Here is a 19,244-nt window from a genome sequence, read left to right as displayed (position 1 = left end):
CGGTCGGGAGAGCGATCTGTTGGGGGGGATTGTAGATCAGTCACGGCTCATACCTCGTCGTAAATCACTTCGAGGGAGGCTTTTTCTTCATATACGCCACCGCGCATATCCGCCTGGGTTGCAGGGACGAGTTCAATCTCGCCGCCTACTTCTTCAGGCGTGAAGAGGTCGAGCAAGCCTTCCTGGGTCAGCGGCACCGGATGTTGCGGCGGCGCTTCGGCGACATTGGTGGCGAGTTCTTCAAACAGGCCGCTCCATTGCCCGCCGGGCTTGCCGATAATCTGATAATTGGCCGATTTGCGGCGGATATCCTCATCAGCCGGGATCGCGGTCAGCACCGGAATGTCGACCGCCTTGGCAAAATTATGCGCTTCGCCGGTGCCGTCATCCTTGTTGATGATCATGCCAGCAACGCCAACATTGCCGCCCATCTTGCGGAAATACTCAACCGCCTTGCAGACATTATTGGCGACATAGAGCGACTGCAGGTCGTTCGAGCCGACAACAATCACCTTTTGGCACATATCGCGCGCAATCGGCAGGCCGAAACCGCCGCAGACCACATCACCAAGGAAGTCGAGCAGAACATAGTCAAAGCCCCAGTCATGGAAGCCCAGTTTCTCCATCAGCTCAAAGCCGTGGATGATGCCGCGTCCGCCGCAGCCGCGACCAACTTCGGGGCCGCCCAGCTCCATGGCGAAGACGCCGTCGCGCTGGAAGCAGACATCCTCAATGGTCACTTCCTCACCCGCCAGTTTCTTGGCCGAAGAGGTTTCGATGATCGTCGGGCAGCTTTTGCCGCCGAACAGCAGCGAGGTGGTGTCCGATTTCGGGTCGCAACCGATGAGCAATACCCGCTTGCCCTGTTGCGCCATCATATAGCTGAGGTTTGATAGGGCAAAGCTCTTGCCCGATCCGCCCTTGCCGTAAATGGCGATAATCTGGGTTTCTTTCTTCACCTCGCCGGTGTGGACGGGATCCGGTTCAATGGCCGCTTCTTCGCGTAGGGCATCAACGTCAAGCATGGTCATTCTGTCTCTCTCCAATCAAGAACCATTTTCAGGCACTCAGGGTTTTCAAAGGCTTGGGGGTAAGCCTCTTTGGCATTGGTTGCCGGTTCAACGCTGGTAATCAGGCCGGACAGATCAAGCGCCCCGGTGTCGATCAGCGCGTTAACCGTCGCCAGATCTTCGGGTTGCCATTCTGCCGCGACCCGCAGCCGCGCTTCGCGTTGAAAAGCGGGCGGAAACGCAAAACTTATGGGTTGGTCGTAAAAACCAGCCAGGGTGATCTCGCCGCCTTTGGCGAGCCGCTGGATCAGTGGTTCAATCACGCTGTTGCTGCCGCTGACCTCGCAGATCGCGCTATAATCGCTGCGCTCATCCTCATCGGGATGGACGACATTATAGCCTTGCGCGCCATCCTGCCGGTCGGGATTGATTTCCCAGACGGTCGGGGCGGGGGCACCGGTTGCGATAGTGAGGCGGGCGATAAGACGGCCCAGCACACCATGGCCGACAATCAGCTCAGGAGGCTCGGTGCGGTTGATCGCGTGCAAGCCGGTCGCGGCGAGGGCATATAATATGCCTTCCTGACCCAGCTTTTCGGAAACCGGAAGCGCCCGGGCAGAGGGAAGGATGACATTGCTTGCCGATCCACCGAACAGGCCGCGCGCATCCTGATAGCAATTGGCACCGGGGACAAAGACCCATTCGCCAATGCGCTCCTGCGCCTGCGGGCCAGCATCAATGACGCGACCTACCGATTCATATCCCGGAACCAGCGGATAACCCATGCCAGGGAAATTCGGCATCTTGCCGGTCCAGAGCAGTTTCTCGGTGCCGGTGCTGATGCCGCTCCAATGCACATCGACCAGCACATCAGATTCACCCATTTCGTTAAGCGCAATCTTTCTCACCGCAAGAGCGCCTGGGGAATCAATGATGATCGCGGACGTGTCCAACTGTCGACCTCCCTGGATTGCCTCCCGAAATGCGGGGACTCCATGAGTGTCAACTTATAGCAACACCATCGAATGTCAAATTAAATTGACACTTTTTCCTGTCATTTATCCGCGACAATCGCTTTGGTGATCAGCGGCTGCGATGTTTTGATCTCTTTAGACCGCGAAAATCCTGCATTTTTAAGCATTTGGCGGTATTCTTTCAGCGAACGCGGACGGCCTGATCGCATCGCCCAGAGGTAGAGGCCGAAATAGCCATCGCCCATGGGTTCTGCGCCCCGAGTCTCTGCCATTGGCTCGATAATCAGGAGTCGGCCATTGGCGGGCAGCGAAGCCTGGATTTTCGCCAATAATGCGGTGACAATCGGATCATCATGGTCGTGCAAGATACGGTTCAGCGTGATCAGGTCATAGCCTGAGGGTAGGGCATCGGTGATAAAGCTGCCGGGATGCGCGGTGATGCGCTCTTCCAGCCCCAGTGCAGCGAGTCGTTCAGCGGTGCTGGGCATCACTTCGGGCAGATCGAATATGCCGATATCCAGTTGCGGCGCGACCTCGGCGACGGCGGCAGCAAAAGCCCCTGATCCGCCGCCAATATCGAGCATCTTACTGTGCCTGCCAAAGCCATAGCGATGGACAATCTGTTCAGCGACCATAGGCTGAGTCGCAGCCATGAGTGCGGAGTAATCGGATGCAGAGTTCGGCTCTGCCTCATCTTGCGCGGCATAGGACCAGAAGTTGGAGAGCCGTGTCGGCGACCGGCGATCATCACGCAACAGGTCGAGCAGATCGGTAATATCGCGGTAGATCATATCGCGATGCCGTGCCATGGCTTTGGCGCCTTCATTGGAGGACAGTGGTGCGCCGGCAACGCCGAGCGACCAGCCCCCTGCAACCGGCGACTCGACCAACTCCAGTGAACGCGCGGCACGCAGTAACCGGTCGGCAGCATGGTGGCTGAGGCCACAATGCCCCGCTACTTCCTCCAGCGAGTGGATACCGTCGGACAGAAATTCGAGCAGCCCGGTTTCAACCACCACACCGATAATCTGAGAATAGATAAAGCCGTTGATCAGATTGAACTGCGCCGCCGCTTTACGCCGAGCAAAGCCGCGCACCAGTGGGGTGTTGGAGGCCCAGCTCAAGAATTTCTCGCTGCTCAGGATTTTGTTCCGCCGCAGCACATAGCGGGCATACCATGTCAGTTTTTCAGAAGCGATGTCATGACTCCTATTCAGATCAAAGTGTCAATAAGACTGGACATTTTGCAAATCCACGTCAAACTGAACCTTATGGATCAATGCTCTATCCTTTAGGAGAGAAGGTGAAGGAAGCGCCAGTCATCATTATCGGAGCAGGGATTGGCGGGCTCGTCAGCGCCGCTTTGCTCTCGGCACGCGGGGTGCCGGTGATGGTGGTGGAAAAGGAGCAAAAACCCGGCGGCAAGGCGCGCAAAGTGGACGTGGCTGGGCATGGGGTGGACGCTGGTCCCACTGTTTTTACGATGCGCCCGTCACTGGAAGCAATCTTCGCCGATGCCGGGGCAGAACTGGCCGAACATCTTGATCTGAAACCGGCTGATCGCATTGCGCGCCATGCCTGGGATGATCGCGAAATCCTTGACCTGTTCGCTGATGAGCAGCGCAGCATTGATGCAATTGGCGATTTTGCCGGCGCGCAGGAAGCCGAGGGTTTCCGCCGTTTCAGCCGCGATGCGCAAAAGATGCTCGATATTTTGAACGAGCCTTTCATGCATGGCAGCAAGACCAACCCCTTCGGCCTGATGCGCCGTGTCGGGTGGAGTCGTGTCGGCAAGCTGCTGGCGATCCGCCCCTTCCAAACCATGTGGAGCGCGCTGGGAAGCTATTTCAAGGATGCCCGGCTGCAGCAGCTTTTTGGCCGCTACAGCACCTATTGCGGCTCTTCTCCCTTTGAAACTCCGGCGACCTTGATGCTGATTGCCAGTGTCGAGGCGCGCGGTGTGTGGCTGATAACCGGGGGTATGAGCGCTTTGGCAAAAGCGCTGGAAACGGTGGCGGCCAACAATGGCGCGGCTTTTCATTATGGCGATGCGGTCAAGGAAATCACAGTTTCTGGCGGCAAGGCCAAGGGTGTCACTCTCGCCAATGGCAAGCAGTTGGACGCGCAGGTAGTGATCTGCAATGCCGATCCTTCCGCGCTCGGCACCGGCCTGTTCGGCGCTGCTGCCACTAAAGCGGTCGATGCGATCAACAAAGACAAGCGCTCGCTGTCCGCCATGGTGTGGCTCGCCCATGCTAAAACTGACGGCTTTGAACTCGACCATCACAATGTGTTCTTTTCCGATGATTATCCGCGTGAGTTTGCGCAGATCGCATCGGGAAAGCCACCGGACAAGCCAACCGCCTATGTCTGCGCCCTTGACCGCGGCACCGGCGGATGGCGCCAAGGGGAACCAGAACGGCTTCAAGTCATTGTTAATGCACCAGCCAATGGCGATTCCCACGAATATACCGAGGAGGAGAAAGAGCGATGCACGGCAAACATGCTGCATCAACTGAGCCATTGCGGTCTGGACGTGAAACAGCCCATGGCGCACCAGCTGGTAACGCCCAGCGCGTTCCACAGGCTTTTTCCGGCGACGGGTGGAGCCCTTTATGGACGGGCCTCGCACGGCTGGGCGGCGTCCTTCCTCCGGCCCGGAAGTCGAACGCGGGTATCTGGTCTCTATTGCACGGGCGGGGGCACCCATCCGGGAGCCGGGGTCCCCATGGCCGCCTTGTCGGGCAGGATAGCGAGCCAGACGGTGCTGGAAGACCATTTTTCGACGCGCATGTCCCGCCCACCGGTTATCACTGGTGGTATCTCGACGCATTCAGCGACGACAAGCGCTATGGACTGACGATTATCGGCTTTGTCGGCAGCGTTTTCTCGCCCTATTACAAGCGTTCAGGCCGCGATATTCCGCTCGACCATTGCTCGATCAATGTCGCGCTATATGGCGATAAGCATTCGCGCTGGGTGATGACCGAACGCGGTGAGCAAGACAGTCGTCAGGAACGCGATATGCTGAGCGTCGGGCCAAGCGCGATGCGCTGGGATAAAGACCGGCTGATTATCGATATCGAAGAGCGCGACAGCCGCATCCTCAACCCGTTCCGCAGGCGAGTGAAGGGGCAGGTGATTGTTTACCCGGAGATGATCAATACCCGCAATTTCCACCTTGATCCGCACGGCCTGCATAGCTGGAAGCCAATCTCCCCTCAGGCGCGGATTGAGGTGAAGATGGAGCAGCCGGATGTCTCCTGGAAAGGTAGCGGCTATCTAGACAGCAATCATGGCGATGAACCGATTGAAGATGGCTTCCGCAGCTGGCACTGGTCACGCGCGCATATCGGCAAGGAAGTTGTCGTCAGCTATGAAGGGCGCCGCCGCGATGACAGCCATTTCGCCAGCGCCTTGCGTTTTGATGCCTCGGGCACGCCGCATGAGGTGGACCTTCCCATGGTCGCGCCATTGCCGCGGACATTCTGGGGGCTGGACCGCCAGACCCGGGCAGATCGCGGTTTTGCGCGGGTGGTGAAAACCTGGGAAGATTCGCCCTTTTATGCGCGTTCGGCGCTGTCGATGAAGCTGTTTGGTGAGCCGGTTATGGCGGTACAGGAGAGCATTTCGCTCGATCGGCTGGTCAATCCAGTGGTGCAGCTCATGTTACCCTTCCGCATGCCGCGGGAGAAATAGAGCGGCCATCGGTCTTACTTGGAACCGCTAGGGCTGAGCTTGTCGAAGCCCGCTTATCCGTATTGCACATGGTTGAGAAACGCCCTTCGACAGGCTCAGGGCTAACGGTACGATCACTAACCAGTGCTTAGGAGGAGTCCTCGTCCTCCTGCGCCTTCTTCTCCTTGTCCTTGGCAATATCGCGGCTGACCGACCAATATTGCCAACCGAGAAAGGCGAGAACCAAACCAAAAACGCCGATCAGTTCAATCATGCCAATATTCATTGCGCCGCTCCATAAAACCTAAAGATGTAACGCAGAAAACTCCCTGATGATCCGCACCGCTTGTTCCGCATCCTCTTCATGCGCCAGATGGCCGAGTGCTGCCATGTCCTGAGTCACAGAGTCAGATATCCGCTCCGCCGCGCCCAGTACCGAGGATTGCGGGATGGCCTTGTCCTTCTCGGCATGGAGCAACAGCGTCGGCGTACGCAGTTCTGTCAGCCGGCTGCTGAGCGTATCCAGGTCCCAATTGGCCATCATCCGGATCGCGCCGTCACAATGGCCGGAATGGCGAAACAGGCGACCATAATAGTCGAGTCCTGCAGCATCCAGATCCGATCCAGTAGCGCGTTTGAGGAACTTCTCGGCCTCGCCCGGGCGGCTGGCCATGCGAGAGAATATGATCGCTGTGAACGGGTTGGTGAACAGCACCCGCGCGAGGGAGGGGAATATCTTCGCGCCAAGGCCGGGAAAGGGCATCAGCGCCGGGGTGAAACCGATCAGCGGTACCTGCCAGTCATGATCGAGCAATATCTGCGCACCAATAGCGGCGCCGGCGGAATGGCCGACAATCAGATCGGGTTGCGTATCGAGATGCTGCATCAGATCTGCGATCGAGTGCGCCATAGCGGGCAGGGTGACGCGGCGCTGAAAGGTCGGGCGGGTAAAGCCATGGCCAGGCAGATCAACTGCAATTACATGATGGTCCACAGCGAGCAGCGGCATCATATCGCGCCAGCTATGCGTCGCCGCGCCGGTGCCATGGAGCAGCAGGATCGTCGGCGCTTGGTCGGCGCTTCTGCCCATTTGCTGCACATGCCAGCGATAGCCTTGGGTGCTGACAAAATGGCTGGCGGCGCGATTGGGCCAGTCCTTGCCCTCGCGCTCCCAATCGGGATAGCGCTGGCTCATCGTCCCGCGTCCTGGCCGACACTTTCTATTGCTTCGACCATGGCGGCGCTTTGAGCGCGGGGCAGCGGGAAATAGCGGCCGTTAAGCGCCTTTGCCAGCGTGGCGGCCTCCGGGCGTGGGCGTGGTGAGATATCAAGGACAATGGCGGGCAGCGCCTGCGCCGCTATGGCCTTGGCAGCATTCTCCGCCTCTTCCATCGCACCTTTGCGGTCAGGCGTGCCATCGCTCAGCACATTGGCCTTGCCATCGGTGAGCAGCGCGATGGTCGGCGTCTGGCCGCGTTTCACGGCGGCTTCTGCAAGCTGCTGCGCCGCGATCAAGCCCGCCGCCAAGGGCGTGCCGCCGCCGCCGGGAAGGGCGCTGAGGGCACGTCTTGCGCGGGTGAGCGAGCGGGTGGGGGGAAGCAGAACCTCTGCACCATTTTGCCGGAAGGCGATCAGCGCCACTTGCGAGCGTTTGACATAGGCTTCGGCCAGCATCAGCTCGACCGCGCCTTTGGCCTCAGCGAGCCGCGCCAGTGCCGAGGAACCCGACGCATCGACGGCAAAAATCGTCACTGTCTCGCGCCGCTCCTCGAAATGGCGCACGCGAAGATCGGATTTGCGGATATGGATTTTCTCCGGGTCCGCATCCTGATCCGCCTGTTGCGCGGCATTGCGTCGAATCGTCTGCCACGGCGCAGCAGCGCGCAGGCTGTCGATCAGCGCCAGCCGCTTGCCATTGCCGGGCAGGCCGGGCCGCGTGCCCAAAGGCCGACCGCGCATGGTGGATTTGCTCTTCTGCCCTGATTTGCCCGCGCTCGATGGCCCTGCGGCGCGGACATTGTCATTGATCTGGTCGAGCACATGCGGCGGGATCGCGGCGGCTGCTGCTTCGAGCAATATGTCCTCGAGCGGGATATCGTCGAGACTCTGCTCCTCATCGCCATCGCCGGGATCATCTTCCGGTTCCTCGGGCTGCTGATCCTCCGGTGGAGGCGGCTCTTCCTCGGGCGGCGGTTCCGCAGGCGGCAATTGCGTCGCGCGTGGAGCGAGAACCAGCCGCACCGCTGTCGCGATATCATCGTCATCCACCTTGGCTTGCTCATAAAGCGCCGCATGTTGCCGCGCGACGCTCTGGGCAAACAGCAATGGCCGCACCGAATAGATACCGAGCATGGCCGCTGTAACCGCCAGCGATTTCTGCTGGTCTTTGCTGAGCTTCGCAGGTTTGGTTTCAGGTGGCGTCGGTGCCAGATCAACCGCTTCCAAAGTGCGCACCCGGCTAAGATCGCAGCGAAACGCTATCCGCTCGATCAAACCACGTGGAGGCGCTTCATCGGCTTCCACCGAGTCATCGAGCAGGATTACCCCCAGATTGCTTGTATCCAGCGCTTGTGCGATATGTGCCGCGACATCTTCGGCCATGCGCTCGGCCATGGGGATCAGCAGAACCCCGCCTTCTGCCTGTTCGATCAGTCCGGGCCGCTCGACACGGCGACCGGTGGCGAGGGTGGCGGTCAGATCGACGCCGCCCAAAAGCCGCTCATTATCGACATTGATCGGCACCTTGATCACCGGATAATCGGCGCTCAGCCGTTCGACCAGTTGCGCCACCAGATGATCACGCACCGGGCCAAAGCCGCGCAGGCAGATGCCGCGAAAGGCGAGGGGATCATTGAGGAAAAATTGTGCCGCTAATGTCTGGTCGGCGGCATCGCTTGCCGCATGCATCTGGTCCGGGGCGGCGGCGTCGTTCAATCGAACAGCTCTTCCAGCGCCCGTTCAATCCGCACCGTCGATCCGGTCTCATCCAGCACATCGCGTCGCAGCCTGTGGCGCAGCGCCAGTGGCGCCATAGTGCGCAGATGTTCGCGGGTGACCGATTTGTCGCCGTTGAGCGCTGCCAGCGCCCGCGCCGCGCGCATCAGCGTCAATTCGCCGCGCAGGCCATCGGCACCGACTGCCTTGCAGATTTCGGCGGTGTCTTTCAGCATTTTGGCAGAGGTTTTGATTGCTGGCAGTGCCTTTTTCGCCTTGGCGATTTTGCGCAGCACCTTGGCGTCTTCGGGTTTCCATTTCTCGGCGAATTTGTCCGGGTTGCGCTCCTGCTCGTCGCAGCGGCGCATAATCTCTACACGATCATCAATCGACTCTGGCGTGCGCACCTCGACCGACAAGCCGAAGCGGTCGAGAAGTTGAGGCCGCAACTCGCCTTCTTCCGGATTGCCGCTGCCGATCAGCACGAATTTTGCCGGATGACGGATGCTCATACCATCGCGCTCGACCAGATTTTCGCCCGATGCGGCGACATCAAGCAGCAGATCAACGACATGGTCCTCCAGCAGGTTAATCTCGTCTATATAGAGAAAGCCACGATGCGCCTTGGCCAACAGGCCGGGCTCAAATTCCTTCTCGCCATGCGCCAGCGCGCGCTCCAGATCGAGCGTGCCCAACACCCGGTCCTCGGTCGAGCCGAGCGGCAGGTCTACAAACGGTACCGGCACCTTGCGCACCCGCTTGCCGGCTTGCGGGTCGACAAAGCCGACATCACGGTCGGGATCACAATTATAGCGGCTGCCTTCGAGCACTCTTATGGGGGGCAGGGTGGCGGCTAAGGCGCGCGCGGCGGTGGACTTGCCGGTGCCGCGATCACCAAAGATCATGACCCCGCCAATCCGACCGTCAACTGCAGAAACCAGCAGGGCGAGTTTCATCTCGTCCTGACCGACAATGGCGCTAAAGGGAAATGCACTCATGCCCATGGCGTAACATGGACATGAGTGTATGAAAAGATAAACAGTTCAATATGTAAGGTTAGCTTATATTGACCTGAAATTGATCCGCTCAATCGGGGATGATGCGCAATATGCCTTTGGTTTTGTCGCCATCTTCGGTGAGCGTCAGCGTATAGTCCTGACCATCATCCATCTTGCCGGAAATGGTGTCGCCATCGCGGCTTGCGCTGCCGCCTTCTTTGGAGATTTTGCTTACAAACCAGTCGGCAACCTCGTCCCGGGAGGCAGGTGCTTCAAAGTCGATAGCCACGACGGTTTCGCCGCCTTCATCGGTCTGCTTGCTTTCAATTGCAATGCCCTTGACCTTGGAACCGGGATACAGGCCTTCCGCATGGCCTTTGGCGTCTTCGCTGTCGACCTCATCGAGCGGCAGGTCAATCTCCATGGAGAACCCTTCGGCCTTTATCGAGAAGCTGACATTTTCCTCTTCGGAGTCGCTGTCCTGAACCTCTGTCGTTGTATCGGTGGCTTCAGCATCGGTATCGACCTGCTTGCAACCAGCAAGGGCCAACGCTGCTGTGCAGGCAACAGCAAGAGCCAAGGAATGTGAAGGGCGCATTATAAACTCCATCATGCTTTAGTGTGTTATCAATATATATCACTAAGACAGATGAGGCTATGCGTCAATCAGAAAGAGCGGTGTAGCCTTACATTAGCCGCTATGCTGATAAGTGCAGAGAGAGAAAATACTGCCCAAAATGCAAAACGGGGGCCGACCTTGCGGTCGGCCCCCACTGCGCCGATTTATCGGGTAATCTGCGTTGGAAATCGCTTTCCAATCTCGATTTTTTGCGCCGCGATACGGGATCACTGCCCATAAAACCGATGCGAACCTAGAAGGGTCCAGCGATGCCTACCACCCAACCGTCCGGCGTCCGATGTTTCCAAGCGGTAAGCTGATCCGAAGATCGCACTCACCGCTTGTCCACATCTGACACTATGGTCTTTGTCTCTCTGTTTCGTCACACTGCTGCTTACACAGCGGCCTGTCGTCACATCCTGACAGTCTCATAATGCCGATCAAAATGGCTCTCCCAGCAAGCTGGTCGCACCTTTTCAATCATCGAAATTCTCACTGCCTGACTGCTCCGTCCACCTTGCGGTTTCCTTCACAAGACCTTTACGTTTCCGTTCCAGTCACACCCTGTTGCCAGCGTCGACTTTCCCTTGCGTTTCTGTGTCGGTACTTTCAAGAACATCAGCATTTTCATGCTTTTGCCTCTGATTTCCCGTCTGGGCAGTTGCCCTTTCGACAATTCAAAGCTGTCATGCACAGGCCGGTGCCGCAATCAAAATCGCGCGACTTATCCACATCGCTTGACGCTTTACGGTGGATAACTTTGTGGACAGTAACTTCCGGTCCTGACCGGGTTACAGAGTGGTTTGAACACGCAATTTTATGACCCGGAAAAGACCCGCAGCCAGATCGTTACTGAGTCGATTCCGACTCGAAATTTACCCTTTGCGACGTCCCAGTAACCGCAAGCGCAAAGCGTTGAGCTTGATAAAGCCCTCGGCGTCGCGCTGGTCATAGCTGCCGGCGTCATCCTCAAAGGTGACGACGTCTTCGCTATAGAGGTTGAACGCGACATCCGCCTTGCGGCCGACCACCTGCGCCAGTCCCTTATAGAGCTTCAGCCTTACCGTGCCGGTGACATTGCGCTGGCTATGGTCAATCGCCGCCTGCAGCATCTCGCGTTCGGGTGAGAACCAGAAGCCATTATAGATCAGCTCGGCATAGCGCGGGGCGAGTTCGTCCTTGAGATGCGCCGCACCGCGATCGAGCGTCAACTGCTCGATACCGCGATGCGCGATATGATAGATGGTGCCGCCCGGTGTCTCATACATGCCGCGTGATTTCATGCCGACAAAGCGGTTCTCGACCAGATCGAGCCGACCAATACCATGCGTCTTGCCAAGGTCGTTGAGCTTCGCGAGCAGGTCCGCAGGAGACAGCGGCTCGCCATTGATCGCGACGCCATCGCCATGCTCAAAATCAATGGTGATATATTCCGGCGTATCGGGGGCGTCTTCGGGGTTGTCGGTGCGCGAATAGACATAGTCGGGCGTCTCTTCCCAAGGGTCTTCCAGCACCTTGCCTTCCGAAGATGTATGCAGCAGATTGGCATCGGTGGAGAAGGGCGCCTCGCCGCGCTTGTCCTTGGGCACGGCAATCTGGTGCTGTTCGGCAAATTCGATCAGCTTGGTGCGGCTGGTCAGATCCCATTCGCGCCACGGGGCGATAACCTTGATATCCGGATCAAGCGCATAATAGCCGAGCTCAAAACGCACCTGATCATTGCCTTTGCCGGTCGCGCCATGGCTGACTGCATCGGCACCCAGCTTGTGCGCAATCTCGATCTGGCGCTTGGAAATAAGCGGCCGCGCGATCGATGTGCCAAGCAGATACAGCCCCTCATAGAGCGCATTGGCGCGCATCATCGGGAAGACATAATCGGCAACAAATTCCTCGCGCAGATCTTCGATAAAGATGTGCTTGTCAGGAATGCCCATAGCTTCCGCTTTGCGCCGCGCCGGCTCCAGTTCCTCACCCTGACCCAGATCAGCGGTAAAGGTGATGACCTCACAGCCATATTCGGTCTGCAACCATTTCAGGATCACACTGGTATCCAGCCCGCCTGAATAGGCGAGGACAACTTTTTTGGGCGTATCAGTCATGTGCGGGCAACCTTCAAAACCGGAAATTCGCCAGCGCGATTATCAGGCTGGACAGATGCGGGCAAGCCGATAGAAGCATGTGACAGAATATCATGAGGCTATATCCAAAGCAGGAGCAGGATTTATGACGACATCATTTCGTGCGCGCAAAGCAACCGCATGGCTGGCGGGTTCAGCGCTTATCGCCATCGCACCGGCGGCGCAGGCAGAAGAGGGCATGTGGACCTTTGATGCCTTCCCGACCGAGAAGGTGCAGGGCGAATATGGCTGGGCGCCGGATCAGCAATGGCTTGATCGCACCCGCGCCGCGGCGGTGCGGCTGACCGGCGGGTGTTCGGCCAGCTTTGTTTCGCCCGAAGGCCTGATCCTCACCAATCATCACTGTGTTGTGCGCTGTCTGCAGGACTTGTCGACACAGGACAGCGATCTGGTTGCCAATGGCGTGAATGCGCGCCAGCGCAGCGAAGAACGCACCTGTCCGGGTCAGCAAGCGGAGGTGGTGACCGATATCACCGACTATACCGGCGACATTACCTCTGCGATTGCCGGGAAGGCGGGCGCGGCTCTGGTCAGCGCGCGTGACGCCCGTATCTCCGAGATTGAGGCAAGCGAATGCCCGGATCGCGAAACGACCCGCTGTCAGGTGGTCACCCTCTTTGGCGGCGGTCAGTATAAGCTCTATAAATATCGCAAATATTCCGATGTCCGCATTGCCTGGGCGCCGGAATTCAAGGCGGCATTCTTTGGCGGCGATCCCGACAATTTCAACTTCCCGCGCTATGCCATGGATGCGGCATTTCTGCGTGCCTATGAGGATGGCAAGCCGGTGGATACGCCTGCACATCTGAAATGGAATCCCCGCGCGCCGCAGGATGGCGAGATCACCTTTGTTGTTGGCAATCCCGGCTCGACCCAACGCGGTATGACTGGCGCACAACGCGCCTATCAGCGCGAGGTGGCGCTGCCCAATCGCCTGCTGCAACTGGCGGAATATCGCGGCCGCCTGATCGAGGCGATGCGTGGCAGCGAGGAACGCACAAGAGAGGGCGGCAGCCGCCTGTTCGGTGTCGAGAATAGCTATAAGGCGCTTTATGGCCGGATGCAGGCGCTGAACAACGCAGAATTCGCCGCACAGCTGGATGCCAGCGAGGCTGAGTTAAAGGAACGCAGCGCGGGCACATTGGAAGGTGACCCATGGGGCGATATTGCCGGTGCGGTATCTGCCTATCGCAATTTTGATGAAGCCTATGGCCAGATTGACAGCTCGGGTGGGTCGCAGCTTTACAGCTATGCCCGTACCCTGGTGCGCGCGGCGAAGGAGCGTGAGAAGCCCAATGCTGAGCGCGAGCCACGCTTTAGCGATGCGCACCTGCCGCTTACGGAGAAACGCCTGCTTGATGCCAAGCCGACCTATCCCTGGTTGGAGGAGCTGAGCTTGCGGTTCTGGCTTTCCAAAACACGCGAGATCATGACCACGGACAATCCTGATGTGCAGGCCTTGCTGGGTAAGGAAAGCCCCGAGGCGATGGCTGAGCGGCTGGTCTCCGGCACCGGCCTTGCCGATCCGGAGACACGCAAGGCGCTTTGGGAAGGCGGTCTGGCCGCGGTTGAGGCTTCGGATGATCCGCTGATCAAGCTGGCGCTGTCACAGGATGCACGTTCGCATGAGCTGACAGAGCAGTTTGAAGAAGAATATGAGGCCCCGGTTACCGCAGCGCAGGCCAAGCTGACCGATGCGCGTTTCGCGGCCTATGGCGACAGCATCTATCCCGATGCGACCTTCACCCTGCGCATCAGCTATGGCCGTGTCACCGGCTGGGAAGAAAATGGCGTACAGGTCCCGTTCTCGACCCAAATGGGCGGCACTTATGACCGCGCCACCGGCTCTGACCCCTATGAGCTTGCCGAGGCGTTCAAGGCCAATAAGGACAAGATCAACGCGGATGCCACCTATGACTTTGTCACCACCAATGACATTATCGGCGGCAATTCCGGCTCACCGGTTCTCGACAAAGAGGGTGCGGTGATCGGCGCCGCCTTTGACGGCAACATCCATTCCCTCGGTGGCAATTATGGCTATGATGGCAATCTGAACCGCACCGTTGTTGTATCCACCGAGGCGATCCAGCAGGCGCTGGAAGTGCTCTATCCGGCGCCGGAACTAGTGGCCGAACTCGCGGGAGATTGAGGCGTATAGGATAGCAGCCATGGCCGAGAACAAGACGCAGGAAAATGACGGCGATGTAAACGCTTTCATTAATGCGGTCGAGCATGACGGGCGACGTGAAGACGCGCGTGTTCTGCTTGATCTGTTCCACAAGGTAACCGGCGTGGAGCCGAAAATGTGGGGCGATTCCATTATCGGCTATGGTAGCTATCACTATAAATATGACAGCGGTCGTGAAGGGGATTTCCTCCGCACCGGTTTTTCGCCGCGCAAAGCCAATCTCAGCCTCTATATTATGGGCAGTGCCTATGATGGCGAGGCGCAGAAGAAGCGCGATGCTTTGCTGGCCAAGCTAGGCAAGCACAAAATGGCGAGAGCCTGTCTCTACATCACGCGTTTGAAAAATGTGGATATGGATGTGCTGGAAGAACTGATCCGCGACGATTGGGAGCATATGCAGCGGAAGTATCCAGAGTGATTTTCCTCCCCGGAACGGGGAGGGGGACCACCGAAGGTGGTGGAGGGGCACAGGCAACATTATGCTATGCCCGCAGTGCATTATGGCTTTGCATGATGGGAACAGAAATCGCAGATTTTTGCTGACTCTGTATCAGGCCGAGGGTGCCCCTCCACCAGCCTTCGCTAAAGCTACGGCTGGTACCCCTCCCCCAAGGGGGAGGATTTATGTCTTACGATATTTCCTCTCCACCTCGGCAATATAATCGCGCGTCAGCGGCAGTACATCACGCTTCCGCGTAAGCTGGATCTGCGCATTCATGTGTCCATCATGGAAAAACGCATTGGCCGCTGCAGCCAGATAGAACATCCACATGCGGTAAAAGCGCTCATCATACAGCGCCTCGATCTCGGCGCGCTTGGCTTCGCAGCGTTTATACCAGTGGACCAAGGTATGGCCGTAATGCAGCCGCAGAATCTCGATATCAGTGGCCCAGAGCCATGCCTTTTCAACATGTGGCAGGATCTCGCTCAGCGCCGGGGCATAGCCACCGGGGAAGATATACTTCTGCGTCCAAGGGTCGGTAACACCCGGCCCGTCGGCGCGGGCGATGGTGTGCACCAGCGCCACGCCATCGGGCTTTAGCCGATCGCGGATTGCGTCAAAATAGGCCTGAAAATTGGGTCGCCCGACATGCTCGAACATGCCCACGGAGACAACACGGTCAAAGGTCTCCTGCACATGGCGATAGTCGATCAGCTCGAACGACACCTTGTCGGCCACGCCTGCCGCCTCGGCGCGTTCACGCGCTACCTTTAGCTGTTCTTCGGACAGGGTAATGCCCTTGACCCGCGCGCCGGACACCTTGTGAATATAGAGCGAAAGCCCGCCCCAGCCACAGCCGATATCGAGCACCTGATGCTCCGGCTTCAGGTCCAGCTTGGCCGCGATATGCGCCATCTTGTCTTGCTGCGCCTGTTCCAGACTATTGTCGCTATCGGTGAAATAAGCGCAGCTATATTGGCGGTCAGCATCAAGAAAGAGATCATAAAGACGGTCATTCAGATCATAATGATGCGCGACATTTTTGCGGCTGCGTACCGAGTCATTCACCTGCTGGATTTTGGACAGCAACCGCTGCGATTTCCAGAGGCCGACACGGGTCGTATTCTCATAATCCCAACGCATATTATAGGCGATCAGCGCCAACAGGCCGAAAATATCGTCATTCTCAATGGTGAGGGTGCCATCCATAAAGGCCTCGCCCGCACCGAGTGCCGGATTACGGCTGATACGGTTGGCGGTGGCCTTGTCGGCGATTTTAAGCCGGACCGGGCCATAATCCTCATGCGGCTCGCCATATTCATAGCTTTCCCCCTCGGGCCCTTCGACTTCGAGTACACCCTCAGTGATGATCTTCTTCAGAAAACGGTCCAACAACCACATAATATAAGCGACCTCATGACTTCCCACACAATATCCTACGTCTGCTATATCCCGGCATACCAGGCATAGTTGGCGACATCCTCCCAATACCCGCCTTTGCCGCCATAAACACCCCCCAGGGTGCTAACGGCCTCTATTCGCACCACATATTTTGCATGTTTATACCCCAATTGGCGCTCAACCCGCAGCCTGAGCGGCGCGCCATTGCCGATGGGCAGCGGTTCATCATTGAGCGCCCAGGCGAGAATCGTCTGCGGGTGGTGCGCGTCAATCAGGTCGATGCTCTCATAATAGGGGACACCATAAAGCCGATCAGCGCAATGGAACACCAGATAGCGCGCCTCGGGCTTGAGCTTCGCCTGTTCGAGCAGATGCGAAAGCCGCACCCCGGTCCATTTGCCGATCGCACTCCAGCCCTCGACGCAATCATGCCGGGTGATCTGGGTCTGGCTGGGCATGGCGCGTACCTGTTCCAGCGTCAGGTCGAGCGGGTTCTCGACCAACCCGTCAATGATTAGCGGCCAACCGGCAAAATCGCGCGCGGCAAAGCGGGCATAGGAGGCGCTGTCCGGCTCCTTGGTGCCATTGGACGGGAAGACCGGCGAGATAGCGCTTTCGGGGAAGGTGGTAGCCAATGCCTGCCGGTCCGTCAGCGCGCGCTGCACGGTGAAATTGGCACTCTCCGCGCTGCGCAGCATGTTGCGGAAAGGCTTGCTGTCATTGAGCATATCGCAACCGCTGAGCAGGCCGCCCGCGAGGCCCAGCGCAGCACCGCCGAGCAATTTGCGGCGGGTTATGGAGACTTGGCGTCCTTTACCGTTAGCCCTGAGCCTGTCGAAGGGCGTCTTTCCGTATTGAGAAACGGGCTTCGACAGGCTCAGCCCTGACGGTTTGTGGGTATCGGTCATTCGCTACCCTCCGAAATTTGAACGCGCCCCGAGGTAATCCCACGCAATTGCTGGATCGGACCGCTGAGCAGGACCATCAGCATATGCACCAGGAAAAACGCCACCAGCGCAAAGGCGATGATAAAATGCCATGACCGCGCCGATTGCCGCCCGCCAAAGAGTTCGGGTAGCCAGGGCATAGCCGCATTCATCTGCGGCGACATGGCTAGCCCGGTGGCAATCATCAGCGGCAGGGCGATAAAGATCACGCCAATATAGCTGAGCTTTTGCAGACTGTTATAGCGCAAAGCTTCGCGCCCTTTTGGGAAACGCAACCGCACATGATGCCATAGGGTCGCGGCGATATTACGCGGCGACCAGTCTTCACGTCGCATATGCAGATCATTGGCTATATGCTTGTTAAACAGGCTGAAAACCATGAATAGCAAAAGGCTGATCGACAGTATCCATGCAAAGAAGAAATGCCATTGCCGCCCGGCGGCGAGATCATAGCGTGACGGGATGGTGGCCCAATCGGGAAAGGCCCAATTCTGCACCCGACCGGCATCATCGCGCCAATGGCCGATAACCCCGGTGGACGGTATCTTGGTGCGGTTGATGCGGACATAGCTGCGCGTTTCGCTGGTGCCGATGGCCAGCCAGGCCGGTTCAAAATTGTTGCCGGTGTCGCCCCAGTAAAGCCGTGGATGGGCGTTGAATATGGTGAACCCGCTCATCAGCAGCACCAGCAGCGTCACCGCATTGGTCCAGTGCCAAAGGCGCGTCACCAGCCCATGGCGTTTCACGCTGGTGCGAATAGTATCCTGCTGATTATCGGCCATGAAAGAAGCGGCTCCTCATATTCCGGTTCGTAAGCCATGCCGGGGAGGTTACGCAATATGTGTGACGGCTTAACCGAAGAGCCGTTTTGCTGTAACATGGCGTCACCGAATATCTTATGGGAGACAGAATATGCTGCCCTTGAAGATACTGACCTGGAATATCGAGCATTTTAACGGCACTGGCGGGAAGGACGAACGCACGCGGCAAAAGCGGCTCAATCGTCTCGATCGGGTTATCCAGTTCCTCAAAGATGAAGCGCCGGATATCTTCAGCATATCCGAGGTGTCGAGCGGCTTTGTCTATGAGAAGATGGTGCAGGCCTTTCCCGAGCACAGCTTTAACATCACCACCGGACGGCAATCACAGGAAATCCTGATCGGTGTGCGCCCCGGTCTGTCACCGTTTTTCACCCAGAAGGACGAATTCAAACAGAATAATGCCTTTTTGCGCCCCGGCGCCTTGCTCACCATCCGCAAGGATGAGGTCTATATCCCGATCCTGTTTGTGCATCTCAAAAGCCTGCCTGACCCGGAAGGTTTCGGCCTGCGCGATGCGATGATTGAGAATATCTACGCGCTCAAAAAAGCACTCGACAAGGCCGCGGCCAATCTGGCGGGCGTTGATGAGAAGAAGGCGAACTTTATCGTGCTCGGTGACTATAACACTATGGGGCTTGATTATTATCGCAGCGAGAATGACATCCCCAAAGAGCGCGAAATTGCAGTGCTCACCAGCCGAATGCGCCGCCGCGATATGCGCAAGCCACCGACCAGCTTTCCCTATACCTTCTACAACGGGTCAGGCTCTTCACTACCGATGTCAGAGCTCGACCATGTCTTTGTCGCCGAGCATATGGTGCTGGAGCAGGATGGTGAGGGCCATGAGGTACAGATAGGCGGCTGGGCGTTGGAGCACATCGACAGCAAGCGCGATGAATGGATTGAGAAATACTCTGATCACGCGCCGCTTATATTTACGGTGATTGGGGTTTGAAGGCCTAGCGAGAGGGGAACGCTCTCAACCATATCGTCGGCCCCGCGCAGGCGGGGCCTAGGCTTTTGGATCACGCGGAGACGCGGAGGCACGGAGATATAGTGCAAAAAATGAGAGTCTTCTTTGCGGCTTAGCGTCT

At 57.9% G+C, this 19,244-nt stretch carries 17 protein-coding genes; 5 read left to right on the top strand and 12 right to left on the bottom strand.

Annotated elements, in window-relative coordinates; all coding sequences use genetic code 11:
• Positions 1-47: 47 nt before the first annotated feature.
• The 3 genes from RB602_RS11750 to RB602_RS11740 all read right to left on the bottom strand — a co-directional run bounded on the left by RB602_RS11750 (position 48) and on the right by RB602_RS11740 (position 3,108).
• Entirely contained in the window at positions 48-1,031 is a 984-nt protein-coding gene (locus tag RB602_RS11750; protein WP_317080773.1) for a chlorophyllide a reductase iron protein subunit X, read from the bottom strand.
• The gene (gene bchC, locus RB602_RS11745) at positions 1,028-1,963 is read right to left on the bottom strand and encodes a chlorophyll synthesis pathway protein BchC (protein WP_317080772.1); all 936 of its coding nucleotides are present in this window, start codon (positions 1,961-1,963) and stop codon (positions 1,028-1,030) included. Before bchC ends, RB602_RS11750 begins: the two co-directional genes overlap by 4 nt.
• Positions 1,964-2,064: 101 nt before the next feature.
• Complete coding sequence (locus tag RB602_RS11740) at positions 2,065-3,108, bottom strand: methyltransferase (RefSeq protein WP_317080771.1); 1,044 nt, start codon at positions 3,106-3,108, stop codon at positions 2,065-2,067.
• A 179-nt stretch (positions 3,109-3,287) separates the two neighbouring features.
• Here RB602_RS11740 and crtD point away from each other — a divergent pair, with 179 nt between their 5' ends.
• Both crtD and RB602_RS11730 read left to right on the top strand, forming a co-directional pair.
• On the top strand, positions 3,288-4,844 hold the full coding sequence (gene crtD, locus RB602_RS11735; RefSeq protein ID WP_317080770.1) for a 1-hydroxycarotenoid 3,4-desaturase CrtD: 1,557 nt from the start codon (positions 3,288-3,290) through the stop codon (positions 4,842-4,844).
• Positions 4,841-5,683, top strand: a complete 843-nt coding sequence (locus RB602_RS11730) for a hydroxyneurosporene dehydrogenase (RefSeq protein ID WP_317084517.1) — start codon at positions 4,841-4,843, stop codon at positions 5,681-5,683. Before crtD ends, RB602_RS11730 begins: the two co-directional genes overlap by 4 nt.
• A 127-nt stretch (positions 5,684-5,810) precedes the next feature.
• Here RB602_RS11730 and RB602_RS11725 read toward each other — a convergent pair whose 3' ends face one another.
• From RB602_RS11725 to RB602_RS11700, 6 genes are all read right to left on the bottom strand, one after another.
• Positions 5,811-5,948, bottom strand: a complete 138-nt coding sequence (locus tag RB602_RS11725) for a hypothetical protein (protein WP_317080769.1) — start codon at positions 5,946-5,948, stop codon at positions 5,811-5,813.
• A gap of 18 nt (positions 5,949-5,966) precedes the next feature.
• The gene (gene bchO, locus RB602_RS11720) at positions 5,967-6,857 is read right to left on the bottom strand and encodes an alpha/beta fold hydrolase BchO (protein ID WP_317080768.1); all 891 of its coding nucleotides are present in this window, start codon (positions 6,855-6,857) and stop codon (positions 5,967-5,969) included.
• Positions 6,854-8,596, bottom strand: coding sequence for a magnesium chelatase subunit D (locus RB602_RS11715; protein WP_317080767.1), 1,743 nt, complete (start codon positions 8,594-8,596; stop codon positions 6,854-6,856). The genes bchO and RB602_RS11715 overlap by 4 nt, the downstream gene beginning before the upstream one ends.
• Positions 8,593-9,594 (bottom strand): magnesium chelatase ATPase subunit I, encoded by a 1,002-nt coding sequence (bchI, locus tag RB602_RS11710; RefSeq protein ID WP_317080766.1) that lies wholly within the window; start codon positions 9,592-9,594, stop codon positions 8,593-8,595. The genes RB602_RS11715 and bchI overlap by 4 nt, the downstream gene beginning before the upstream one ends.
• A gap of 88 nt (positions 9,595-9,682) precedes the next feature.
• A complete protein-coding gene (locus RB602_RS11705; RefSeq protein WP_317080765.1) occupies positions 9,683-10,192 on the bottom strand; it encodes a hypothetical protein in 510 nt (169 codons plus the stop codon).
• 896 nt (positions 10,193-11,088) lie between these two features.
• Positions 11,089-12,312 carry an argininosuccinate synthase gene (locus tag RB602_RS11700; protein ID WP_317080764.1) on the bottom strand — a complete coding sequence of 408 codons (1,224 nt, stop codon included), beginning with the start codon at positions 12,310-12,312 and terminating at the stop codon, positions 11,089-11,091.
• Between the two features lie 124 nt (positions 12,313-12,436).
• Here RB602_RS11700 and RB602_RS11695 point away from each other — a divergent pair, with 124 nt between their 5' ends.
• Both RB602_RS11695 and RB602_RS11690 read left to right on the top strand, forming a co-directional pair.
• Positions 12,437-14,500 (top strand): S46 family peptidase, encoded by a 2,064-nt coding sequence (locus RB602_RS11695; protein WP_317080763.1) that lies wholly within the window; start codon positions 12,437-12,439, stop codon positions 14,498-14,500.
• A gap of 19 nt (positions 14,501-14,519) precedes the next feature.
• Positions 14,520-14,957, top strand: coding sequence for a DUF1801 domain-containing protein (locus RB602_RS11690; RefSeq protein WP_317080762.1), 438 nt, complete (start codon positions 14,520-14,522; stop codon positions 14,955-14,957).
• A 204-nt stretch (positions 14,958-15,161) separates the two neighbouring features.
• Here RB602_RS11690 and RB602_RS11685 read toward each other — a convergent pair whose 3' ends face one another.
• Genes RB602_RS11685 through RB602_RS11675 form a run of 3 tightly spaced genes read right to left on the bottom strand, consistent with a single transcriptional unit; the run spans position 15,162 to position 18,111 of the window.
• Complete coding sequence (locus tag RB602_RS11685; RefSeq protein ID WP_317080761.1) at positions 15,162-16,409, bottom strand: class I SAM-dependent methyltransferase; 1,248 nt, start codon at positions 16,407-16,409, stop codon at positions 15,162-15,164.
• A gap of 17 nt (positions 16,410-16,426) precedes the next feature.
• Positions 16,427-17,290, bottom strand: a complete 864-nt coding sequence (locus RB602_RS11680) for a molybdopterin-dependent oxidoreductase (protein WP_317080760.1) — start codon at positions 17,288-17,290, stop codon at positions 16,427-16,429.
• Positions 17,287-18,111: a cytochrome b/b6 domain-containing protein gene (locus tag RB602_RS11675; RefSeq protein ID WP_317080759.1), complete on the bottom strand. Its 825-nt coding sequence runs from the start codon at positions 18,109-18,111 to the stop codon at positions 17,287-17,289. The genes RB602_RS11680 and RB602_RS11675 overlap by 4 nt, the downstream gene beginning before the upstream one ends.
• Positions 18,112-18,241: 130 nt before the next feature.
• Here RB602_RS11675 and RB602_RS11670 point away from each other — a divergent pair, with 130 nt between their 5' ends.
• Positions 18,242-19,105, top strand: a complete 864-nt coding sequence (locus RB602_RS11670; protein WP_317080758.1) for an endonuclease/exonuclease/phosphatase family protein — start codon at positions 18,242-18,244, stop codon at positions 19,103-19,105.
• Positions 19,106-19,244 lie beyond the last annotated feature (139 nt).

Origin of the sequence: Parasphingorhabdus sp. SCSIO 66989 (assembly GCF_032852305.1) — a bacterium.
Taxonomy (GTDB): domain Bacteria; phylum Pseudomonadota; class Alphaproteobacteria; order Sphingomonadales; family Sphingomonadaceae; genus Alterisphingorhabdus; species Alterisphingorhabdus coralli.
The sequence above is the reverse complement of the archived record's forward strand: the minus strand, read 5'-3'. Positions and strand labels throughout refer to the sequence as shown.